The 10,316-nt window shown below is 44.3% G+C and carries 13 protein-coding genes; 8 read left to right on the top strand and 5 right to left on the bottom strand.

Going from position 1 to position 10,316, the window contains the following annotated elements; genetic code table 11:
- The first annotated feature begins 83 nt into the window (after window positions 1-83).
- The 5 genes from ACCM36_RS06860 to mtrH are packed head-to-tail and all read left to right on the top strand — an operon-like array spanning window position 84 to window position 2,568.
- Complete coding sequence (locus ACCM36_RS06860; protein ID WP_370573010.1) at window positions 84-407, top strand: tetrahydromethanopterin S-methyltransferase subunit B; 324 nt, start codon at window positions 84-86, stop codon at window positions 405-407.
- Window position 408: 1 nt separating this feature from the next.
- On the top strand, window positions 409-1,134 hold the full coding sequence (mtrA, locus tag ACCM36_RS06855; RefSeq protein WP_370573009.1) for a tetrahydromethanopterin S-methyltransferase subunit A: 726 nt from the start codon (window positions 409-411) through the stop codon (window positions 1,132-1,134).
- A gap of 1 nt (window position 1,135) precedes the next feature.
- Window positions 1,136-1,369: a tetrahydromethanopterin S-methyltransferase subunit F gene (locus ACCM36_RS06850; RefSeq protein ID WP_370573007.1), complete on the top strand. Its 234-nt coding sequence runs from the start codon at window positions 1,136-1,138 to the stop codon at window positions 1,367-1,369.
- Entirely contained in the window at window positions 1,369-1,599 is a 231-nt protein-coding gene (gene mtrG, locus ACCM36_RS06845; RefSeq protein WP_370573006.1) for a tetrahydromethanopterin S-methyltransferase subunit MtrG, read from the top strand. Before ACCM36_RS06850 ends, mtrG begins: the two co-directional genes overlap by 1 nt.
- Window positions 1,600-1,611: 12 nt before the next feature.
- Entirely contained in the window at window positions 1,612-2,568 is a 957-nt protein-coding gene (gene mtrH / locus ACCM36_RS06840) for a tetrahydromethanopterin S-methyltransferase subunit H (protein ID WP_370573005.1), read from the top strand.
- A gap of 54 nt (window positions 2,569-2,622) precedes the next feature.
- On the opposite strand, the gene ACCM36_RS06835 is transcribed toward mtrH, so the two are convergent.
- Window positions 2,623-3,666 carry a hypothetical protein gene (locus ACCM36_RS06835; RefSeq protein WP_370573004.1) on the bottom strand — a complete coding sequence of 348 codons (1,044 nt, stop codon included), beginning with the start codon at window positions 3,664-3,666 and terminating at the stop codon, window positions 2,623-2,625.
- A gap of 205 nt (window positions 3,667-3,871) precedes the next feature.
- On the opposite strand from ACCM36_RS06835, the gene ACCM36_RS06830 reads away from it, so the two are divergent.
- On the top strand, window positions 3,872-4,438 hold the full coding sequence (locus ACCM36_RS06830) for a hypothetical protein (protein ID WP_370573003.1): 567 nt from the start codon (window positions 3,872-3,874) through the stop codon (window positions 4,436-4,438).
- Between the two features lie 3 nt (window positions 4,439-4,441).
- Here the strand turns inward: ACCM36_RS06830 and ACCM36_RS06825 are convergent, their stop codons facing one another.
- The 4 genes from ACCM36_RS06825 to ACCM36_RS06810 form a co-directional block, all read right to left on the bottom strand.
- Complete coding sequence (locus ACCM36_RS06825; RefSeq protein ID WP_370573002.1) at window positions 4,442-4,726, bottom strand: DUF1894 domain-containing protein; 285 nt, start codon at window positions 4,724-4,726, stop codon at window positions 4,442-4,444.
- A 9-nt stretch (window positions 4,727-4,735) separates the two neighbouring features.
- Complete coding sequence (gene purM, locus ACCM36_RS06820) at window positions 4,736-5,737, bottom strand: phosphoribosylformylglycinamidine cyclo-ligase (protein ID WP_370573001.1); 1,002 nt, start codon at window positions 5,735-5,737, stop codon at window positions 4,736-4,738.
- 13 nt (window positions 5,738-5,750) lie between these two features.
- Entirely contained in the window at window positions 5,751-7,142 is a 1,392-nt protein-coding gene (locus ACCM36_RS06815) for an aspartate kinase (protein WP_370573000.1), read from the bottom strand.
- 103 nt (window positions 7,143-7,245) lie between these two features.
- Window positions 7,246-8,217: an S-layer protein domain-containing protein gene (locus ACCM36_RS06810; RefSeq protein ID WP_370572999.1), complete on the bottom strand. Its 972-nt coding sequence runs from the start codon at window positions 8,215-8,217 to the stop codon at window positions 7,246-7,248.
- A 104-nt stretch (window positions 8,218-8,321) separates the two neighbouring features.
- Here ACCM36_RS06810 and ACCM36_RS06805 point away from each other — a divergent pair, with 104 nt between their 5' ends.
- Together ACCM36_RS06805 and ACCM36_RS06800 are read left to right on the top strand one after the other, a co-directional pair.
- Window positions 8,322-9,521 (top strand): cofactor-independent phosphoglycerate mutase, encoded by a 1,200-nt coding sequence (locus ACCM36_RS06805; protein ID WP_370572998.1) that lies wholly within the window; start codon window positions 8,322-8,324, stop codon window positions 9,519-9,521.
- 115 nt (window positions 9,522-9,636) lie between these two features.
- Window positions 9,637-10,098, top strand: coding sequence for an Hsp20/alpha crystallin family protein (locus ACCM36_RS06800; protein ID WP_370572997.1), 462 nt, complete (start codon window positions 9,637-9,639; stop codon window positions 10,096-10,098).
- The last annotated feature ends 218 nt before the right edge of the window (window positions 10,099-10,316 follow it).

The following is a 10,316-nucleotide window of genomic DNA, read 5'->3' as shown; positions in this document are numbered from 1 at the left end:
TTTACAGGTTTCTATGCAAGGGTCAAGAGAGATGCTTATATGGTTGTAGGAACAGGACTCTTGCCATCTGAGGAGGAGTTAGAATGAGCATGGTACATGTTGCACCCGAAGCACACCTTGTGCTTGATCCATTGACTTCGTTCCTGGCAGAAGAACGTCCTGATATCATACAGTACTCAATGGACCCGATAATGGCAAAGCTCGATGAGCTTGACAAGATAGCGGATGATCTGGTGAACTCCCTTGCACCTGACAGGCCACTTATGAATGCATTCCCTGGCCGTGAGACTACATCATATCTCGCTGGTATATACGGGAATTCGTTCTACGGAATAATTGTAGGTCTTGGAGTTGCAGGTCTGCTGCTTATCGTAATGTATGTGTTGAGCACGATGGGAGTGATGTGAAATGGTAGATAAGAGAGAACCAGCACCACAGTGGCCTATACTCAAAGGTGAATATGAAGTCGGAGATGTAAAGAACTGTGTTGCGGTCATCACCCTGGGTTCGCACCTTTCCGGTGGCCCTCAACTTGCTGCAGGAGCCTGTATTACTGGTCCCTGTAAAACAGAGAACCTGGGTATAGAGAAGGTAGTTGTACACATAATCTCCAATCCTAACATACGGTATCTCATTGTAACCGGTTCAGAGGTCAAAGGACACGTTACCGGTGATGCGATGCTGAAGATGCACCAGAATGGTGTCAAGGATAACAGGGTTGTTGGAGCCATAGGTGCTATTCCCTATATAGAGAACCTGACGCAGGAAGCTATCGAGAGGTTCCAGAAACAGGTGGAAGCCATCGATTTCATTGGAACGGAAGATGTCAATGCAATAGTAGCAAAGATTAAGGAATATGCTGCAAAGGACCCCGGAGCCTATGATGCTGATCCACTCCTCCTTCAGCTAGGCGAGGCAGGCGGAGAAGAAAAAGCAGAAGCTGGCGGCCTGAAACCAATGGCTGCAGAGCTGGCGACTGTAAGGAGCCGTATACTTAGCATCAACAAAGAGATGATGGGCATCGGTAACCTGAACAAGTTCCACGCCGGTGTACATGCTGGTAAGGTCGAGGGTATAATGATCGGCCTGGGCATTACTCTGACAATACTCGGTCTGCTGCTTGGAGGTAACTAAGATGGCTGAAGAATTGGAATACGAGAAAGGAGTCCCTATGGTTATTGAACCTCAGATGGGACCCATTGATGGTGTTGTGGCTGACATCAGGTACCGGGCACAGCTCATCGCAAGGAACCAGAAACTTGATTCCGGTGTGAGCGCAGCAGGAATAGTCGGCTTTGCCGCCGGTTTTGTGTTCGCCATCCTGATGGCAGTAATTCTCCCATTGATGATCTGGCAGGTGATTTACTAATGACCGACAGAAGCGATAGAATACCAAGCGTGGTCACAGACCCTGAGGATTTCGCTGAAGTGCTTGCTAGGCTTAATAAGATAGACGAAAAAATAGAGTTCGTCCACAGTGAAGTTGCACAGAGGATAGGTAAGAAAGTTGGAAGGGACATTGGAATACTGTATGGAGCAGTTGCTGGAATACTAATATTCCTTGTTTACCTGTCAATAAGACCATGGTTATTTGGATAAAGAGGTGTACAAATGTTCAGATTTGATAAAAAGCAAGAGGTATACGAGGTAGGCAACGTCAAGTTCGGTGGCCAGCCCGGTGAATACCCTACAGTACTCATAGGAACAATGTTCTATGCAAGGCACAAGATCGTGTCCGATGAAGATAAAGGCATATTCGACAAGGCCGCTGCAGAGAAACTGTGGCACAACATTCAGGAAATGGGTGCAACCACCGGTAATCCCTATGTAAACCAGATCGTAGGAGAGACCCCTGAAGCTATTAAGAAATACATCGACTGGTTCGTTGAGCTTGATGACAAGACACCATTCCTCATCGACTCCTCAGCAGGCGACGTTCGTGCAGCAGCTGCAAAGTATGTTACAGAGATCGGTGTAGCTGACAGGGCTATTTACAACTCCATCAATGCAAGTATCCATCCAGATGAGATGGAAGCAGTAAGGGAAAGTGACATCAATTGTTCCATTGTCCTTGCATTTAATGCAACAGATCCCAGCGTAAAAGGAAAACTTGAGATCCTTGAGACCGGTGGTACTGGCCAGTCAAAGGGAATGCTTGAGATCGCAAAGGAATGTGGGATCACAAAGCCTCTGGTCGATGTGGCAGCAACTCCATTGGGTGCCGGTTCCGGTGCATCCATGAGAGCAGGCATTGCTATTAAGGGACACTTCGGACTACCTGTAGGCGGTGGATACCACAATATGGCATCTGCCTGGGACTGGATGAAGAACTACAAAAAGACGTTCCCTACCAAAGAAGAAGGCAAAGCAATCTATATGCCAGCTGACATTGGAACCAACCTCGTTCCCCAGGCTCTGGGATGCAACTACTTGCTCTTCGGTCCGATCGAGAACACTAACATGATCTTCCCTGCAGTAGCAATGGTAGACATCATGCTGGCTGAGACCGCAAAGGAACTTGGTCTTGAGGTCAAGGACCCTAACCACCCCATATTCAAACTGGTATAATCATACCAGTTTTTATTCTTTTTTTAATTTATCTTTTTCTGATCTAAATCTGCCCTAAAGTGGTTCCATTCTCTTCCAGTTGCCCATCAGATGCTCGTTAGGGTTGTAATTATAGCTGTCAGAGAGTATTCTGTCTCCCAGAGCATTTGTCCATACATCCATATGCTCGCCTTCCACATCGATTTCCCGTTCCTCATATGGATCCCAGCGTCTTTCAAGGCCAAGGATAGCTTCACGGCTGAACCTTTCAGAAGGACTTTCCCGATCAACCTCTGCATTATATGCTGCTCTGTCCGCTTCGAACTGTCTGTTCGACTCTTCCCAGCTACGCATTCTCTGCTCTCTTAAATGATCCTGCATCTGGTTGTATTGTCTTGAAAAAACACCTATCTGCCGGATATTCGCTGTCTGCTGCTGGTATAAGCCAGTTATCAGGTCCGTTAACTGCTGGACCCATTTTCCATTTAGCTGTATAGACGCTTTTATCATCCTGAACAGGGGCAGATTCTCGTCAAGATATCCTTCAGGGGCACGGATCGAGCCTGTATGCATCTGCCATAGAATGAAATCTCCAATCATCATTGTAACCTGTTCGTATGAGATACCTGCATAAAACTCCTCTTCAATAGAGTTTTTTGCAATCTCATAGGCTATCCTTACTTTTCCAAACCTTAGGTTGGCTGCTGGCATCCTGGGGGTTGAGGCATCTGCAACCATCGGATCATCGGGATGGACCGGACTTCTAAGAACTATCCTGTAAGGCTGCATCTTTTGTCTGAAAGGAGCTATTATGTATTTGAGAAGAGCTTCATCCGGTTTCATTGGTGCAACGACCTTTGTGCTTTGGCTCTGCCAGAATTGTTGTGTCATCACTGACATAGGGTTGCTTGACCACATGAACTTCATGATTGGGAACCCTTCAAACGCTTTCAGGCCATCCGGGCTGACAACTGCAAAGTTAATGTATGCAGGCATATGAAGGTCATTTACCCAATTTATCCCTCCATAACATGTCCAGTCGTCGGGTATGACCATTCGGAAAGCCTCAATTCCAAAACCTGCCTGGTCGATACACTGGATCTGCCTGTAACCTTTCATTGCATATATCTCCTTTTCTTTGAGCGATCCTTCAGAGATATCTGGAAAATATGTAATAATGAATTGGGTGGTCCCACTCCCCACCCGTTCACATGAAAGGAGGTATTCTCCGATATACTCCTTATAAGAAGATTTTATATGCTGCTATTTAAATGTAACCAGTTGCTTAGAAAGATTAATATGAGAATGCAATAATGCTGTCTCCATGACAGATGTGATGCTTCTCTGGGAAACACCTCTCTTGTTTGAGAAATTGTTTGTAGAGTATGGTATTAAATGCCAGAGAGTGCCAGCTGAATCCATCAGCACTCCTTTCCTGCCCCCATGCAGATGCCTCATTCTCCCCACCGGTTTTGCCAATCCCGCATATACTTCCACTCTCAAGAGTGTCGCAAGGAACAAGAACAAGATCGAGAACTTCCTCCAAAAAGGAGGTGCAGTGGTCATATTTGGACCCATGGTGCCGGAACATGGCTACGATTGGTTGCCTTTTGAACTAAAATATGTGCAGGAACAGGGATATGGCACAGTACAGAGGGTGGCGGGGTATGAAGACCTCTGTGTGATCGATAAACACGCCACCGAGGTGGAATATGATGGTTACTTCCTGAATACGGATGCAAAGGTTGTGTTAAAAGATGCAAATAACAGGCCGTTAATGATAATAAAAGATGTGGGAAAGGGCAAGGTCATTGCCTGTTCGATCCATGAGTTCCCGTCAAAAGATTTTCTGCAATGCATAGTGGAGATGTCTTCAAGCTGTAAGATATGAGTTTCAGAACTCTTTTTGAAGCTTGTCGATCTCGTCCTGCACATCTGTTATTTTGAGAACAAATACTCCAAAACAGGGTTTTATGAACTGGAACATCAGGTCTTTACCTTTTGCACCCACAGGGATCTTATCTGATCCAATAAGTTTCATGCCCCTTATGTGGTATCCACCAGGCACATGGAATATCTTGTCAGAGTTTTCCTTTATGTATTTTTCACTCTGCGCAGGTGTGACTCCACTAAGCAGGATCTCATAAGGTATATCCTTTGTACATGATGATCTTGACATGTTAACACTTCATACTATTGTGAGTTCCTTTACTGTTATGCCGGACTTTGTTATCCTGCCTACTATTTTTCCACCTGTAAGCTCTACCGCTTTTGTGGCGTCCTTTTGTGGCAGTATTATCACAAAACCCATTCCCATGTTGAAGGTCCTGTACATTTCCAATTTGTCCACATTACCTTCTTTCTGCAAGAACTTAAAAATATCGTTAGGTTCAATGGGGTCGGAAATCTCAAATCCGAGGTTAGTGACCCTTTGAAGCTTTAAGAGGCCACTTCCTGTGATGTGGGCCAGGCCATGTACCTCACATTCCTTTATCACATCAAGTACTTCCATGTATATCCTGGTGGGGGCAAGCAACTCTTCACCAATGGTCGTAGAACTGTTGTATGGGAATGGATCATCATAAGAATGTCCGGACCCTTCGATTATCTTGCGTACCAGTGAATAACCATTGCTATGCACTCCACTGCTGGGTATGCCTACAAGTACGTCACCAACCTGTACTTTTTCACCAGTGATTACTTTCTCTTTTTTCACAATTCCCAGGCATGTGCCTGCAAGATCAAAACCCTTTATGATATCCGGGAGAGTAGCGGTCTCACCTCCCACTATGGACATGCGGGAAAACTCGGCACCTTTTCTTAACCCCTCACCGATCTGAGTTGCGAATGCTTCATTGTGGGATTCAAGCGCAAGATAATCAACAAAAGCCACGGGCTCTGCACCAATGGCCAGTATATCATTGACATTCATGGCAATACAGTCTATCCCGACTGTATCCCATTTTTGGATTGCATTTGCAATGAGGACTTTCGAGCCAACCCCATCCGTTGTCATTGCAAGGGCATATTCTCCAAAATCCAGCAGACCTGCATAATGGCCTATATTTGTCAACGGAGCTCCCAGACCTTTACGGACGTAGGTCATTTTGCTGGTAAGAGCCCTGATAGTGCTCTCCTCCTGTTTGATATCCACACCAGATTCTGCATATGTGAGATGCTTTTCACTCATTGAACAACCCTCATTAAGTACCAAATTCACGATGTAACGCCCTTACAGCATTAATAGCATCCTTTGAACTTACAACAAAGGATATGTTATGCTGTGATGACCCTTGGCTTATCATGATAACATTTATTTTTTCTTTTCCAAGTGTACCAAAGACTCTGCCAGAAACACCTGGGGTGCCATCCATGCCTGCACCAACAACCGCAACAGCACAGATGTCCCTGTCGTAAACAACATCTCCCACTACGTTCCTGTTGAATTCGGAGCGTACGGCATTGACAGCAGTTTCCAGTTGTTCCTCTATAATGACCAGAGACATATTCGCCTCAGAAGAACCCTGACTTATCATAATTATGTTCACACCTGCGTTAGCAAGGCTTGTAAACACTCTGGCAGCTGTGCCGATAGTACCCATCATACCAGAGCCGCAAATATTTATCAGGGCAACGTTTTTGATAAGGGTTACAGCTTTTACCACGTCCTGGCTTGGTACCTGGTCAGCTACGATCAGAGTGCCTTCAAAGGAAGGCTCAAAAGTATTCTTCACCCTCACAGGTATCCTGTGTTTTATAGCCGGTTCTATTGTTCTGGGGTGCAGAACCTTGGCACCGAAATATGACAGTTCCATAGCTTCGATGTAGGAGATCTGGGCCAAAGGCTTTGCTTCAGGCACTATTTTTGGGTCAGAGGTCATTATTCCATGCACTTCTTTCCATAACCATATTTCATCGGCTTGGACGGCCGCTCCGATGATCGAAGCTGAGAAGTCAGAACCACTTCTTCCAAGGGTGGTAATGATCCCAGCCTCATTCTCTGCAATGAAACCAGTGACAACAGTTACTATTGAACAGTTTAGTATAGGAGACAATCTCTCTTTGATAAGGTCGTAGCTTTTTTCAAGCGGACGTGCGTTCCCATAATTGTCATCCGTGATAATTCCAGCCTCTCCACCGGTAAACCATTTGGAACCAATGCCAAGAGATCTGATAGAACCACTTACTATAGGTGCAGCCAACCTTTCCCCATAAGAAGAAATATAATCAATCGAACGCGGAGTGAGTTCTCCCAGATAGCATGTGCCTATCAAGGCCTTTTCCAGTTCGTCTAACCGCAGATCTATTACTTCTATGGTCTCTGATATAATATCTTCATTATCTATCGCGGCATGTATAGCATCATAATGCTTTTTGGTGATGTCCGCTATGAACTCCTTGACCTGAGAGACTTTGCCGTTCTTTGAGACATCCTTTGCTGTGCTCAAAAGTCCATCTGTAATGCCACCAAGTGCGGATGTGACCGCAATAAGCTCGTCACCTTTGTCATGGAAGCCTTTCAGGAGTGTAGCAACATGCCGGATCTTTTCCCCATTTGCTACGGAAGTACCACCAAATTTCATTACGATTCTCATATTCATATCACATTTTCTGCGGTTATGGATTGCACTATAAAGAAGATGGTGCGATATAAAGATTATGAATCCATTCAAACCAGATAAATTGTATTTTTTAATCTTAACTTAACTTTAAGATCGCAATTCCTATAGTTATAATTACTACGAACAGTATTGGCATGAAGCTGTCAGTATTCACATAATCTGTTTCAGTGCCATTTCCGTTATTTATGGATGATGATGAGGAATTTTGTACACCTTGTGTAGCAGCGTTATTCATATCTTCCTCATTAGAGCCAATGCTATCAGGTATCGACATCAAAGGTTGTGTCTCATTACTTTTATTTTCTGATATATCTTCAGCATCACTTTTTTCCAGGTCTGGTCTCTGGGTTACATCTTTGAGGATCACGGTGGAGCTAGTTGAAGATTCAAAGAACTTACTCACTCTTGCTATGAATATAGTCCTTGCACTATTGTCCACACTTTTGGAGTAGCTGAATATATCATCAACTTCAAGTTCTTCTTTCTTCAGTGATTTGCCATCCTTGCTCAGTTCAATTATCACCGAGTCATCTTCCATGTCATTTGCATCCAGAGTGTAACCTTCCTCGAGGGGAAGAGTTTCTCCCACTTTAACTGACTTAGAGGTATCTAACATAAGGAAGTCATCATCATCCTGCTCAGGGTCAAGGAACTGTTCTATCTCTACATCTACAGAGATCGAATCATCCTTATCATCAAAGTCCACGGGTGTGATCCTGATTACGAGGTAATCGATTTCCTCTTCTTCTTCATCCTCTTCCTTTATAGTGACTATGTACTCGAATGGGTTATCTTCATCTCCGAAAGAATCCCCTATATCTATTTCTTCATCTTTATAGTATACTTTTACTAATATGTCCCCGGAGTCTTCACTGGCATCCATAAGCTTGAAAGAATAATCTTGCTCTAACTGTACAGTGTCACCTGCAGTCAGAGTTTCCTCCGAGTAATATATCATTGCCTTCTCTTCAGTAGAACAATACACCGGGGACGGGAGCAGAGACAGCAATATCATTGCACAGATGAACACAAAACGTATATATCTCATAGGAACCACTATCATACCAGTTAAAGCACGCTACATGCGATCGAATGCTTGTTTCTTCTATTAGTTGATTAGTCTGTCGGTTTTAAAATTCCCAGGTGTGTATCATGAAGTATGTAATACTGATCGGAGATGGTATGGCAGATGAACCCCTTGCTGAACTGGGAGGAAAAACTGTACTCCAGAAGGCAAAAACACCTAATATGGACTACATTGCCGTTCATGGAAAGGCAGGATTGGCCCAGACCGTTCCCGAAGGTATGCATCCGGGAAGTGATGTTGCGAACATGTCCATTGTAGGATATGACCCCAAAAAGTATTACTCAGGCAGGGCTCCCCTTGAAGCTGCCAGCATGGGCATTGAATTGGATGCTGATGATGTGGCCTTCAGATGTAACCTCATCACCATAGAAAATGGGATAATTGCTGACTACAGTTCCGGCCACATTTCCAGTGAAGAGGCCGGTGAACTCATAAGATCCGTAGATGCAGAGTTAGGTAAAGATGGGATCAGTTTCTATCCCGGTATCAGCTACAGACACCTCATGGTGACAAAGAATAACTTTGGTGCAGAGGCCCAATGCACTCCTCCCCATGATGTAATAGGTGGGGGAAAAAACGATTATATGCCAAAAGGCAAGGATAGTAAAACATTGTGTGAATTGATTGATGCCTCTATGCCTATCCTTGAGCAGCATCCTGTGAACCTTAAAAGAATAGCAGCAGGCAAAAGGCCAGGCAATTCCATCTGGTTATGGGGGCAGGGTGGTGCACCTGCGTTCCCTCTATTCAAAGATCTGTATGGGAAGACAGGTGCTATCATCTCTGCAGTAGACCTTGTGAAAGGAATTGGGATATATGCAGGTTTCGATGTTATCGATGTACCCGGAGCAACAGGTTATCTGGATACCAATTACAAGGGAAAGGCTGAATATGCACTGGAAGCTCTGAAAGATCACGATTTTGTTATTGTGCATGTGGAAGCTCCGGACGAAGCAGGACACATGGGGGATGCAAAGGCCAAGATCCAGGCCATTGAGGATTTTGATGAGAAGGTTGTTGGAACTGTATTACAGGGTGCAAGATCCATGAAAGAGGATGTAACTATCTTAGTAATGCCTGACCACCCAACTCCGGTACATCTAAGGACACATACCTCTGAACCTATACCGTTTGCAATCTATTCCACAAACGAGCAACAACCTGATAATGCCAGGGCGTTCAATGAAGTGGACGTAAGGGCAGGTTCATATGGAACAGTCTACGCTGCTGATCTGATAAAGGTCATGCTCCAAAGGCACACTTAAGATCACAGTGCCATCTTTTTCTACGCTGATCATATTTATATAGCGGTTGGACCATAGATTTTATTGGGGTTATAGTGGGAAGCACGAAACCCCTTAAATTACAGGAGTGGTTTAGATGAGACAAGGTCTTGTAAGATGGACGCCTTTAGGTATGTCTAAATGGGACCCTTTTGAGGAGATAAGCAGGATGCAGGATCGCCTAGGCCAGCTATTTAGTGAACTGTCTCCTTCAGGTGAAATGAAGACTTTAGACACGCTTTCACCTATGATGGATGTGCAGGAGAAGGATAAAGAAATAGTTGTTAAGGCAGACATGCCCGGTGTAGACAAGAAAGATGTAGAGATCGATATTAAGGATAATATGCTCTACATTAACGCAAATACGCATCGGGAAACGGAAGAAGAAAAGGAAGGGTATGTGATGCGTGAACGTGCTTTTTCAAGGTTTGCACGAACCTTCAGTTTGCCCGCGAATGTCATGGCAGAAGGAGCAAAAGCTAAACTGGAGGATGGTGTCCTGACCATAAACATACCTAAGGCAGAGATCGAAGAGAAACAGAAGATACTTATCGAATGATCTGTTGATAGGTTTCAAAGTACGTCCATAATATATATGGACGCACATGTTTTTTTTTCTTATTTACGGCATCAGGGAATAACCTCATCATATTTTACTCAGTCGGGGTAACTATCATCATCGCCGCATCTGTTTATATGTAGATAGGCTTATTTATGCCTAATGACTTGTTAGCACTAGGTGTGATCTTTGAGATTTGAGGCTTTTGCAGTGGAAAA

It is taken from the genome of Methanomethylovorans sp. (assembly GCF_041305605.1).
In the GTDB taxonomy this organism is placed as follows: Archaea; Halobacteriota; Methanosarcinia; order Methanosarcinales; family Methanosarcinaceae; genus Methanomethylovorans.
The sequence above is the reverse complement of the archived record's forward strand: the minus strand, read 5'-3'. Positions and strand labels throughout refer to the sequence as shown.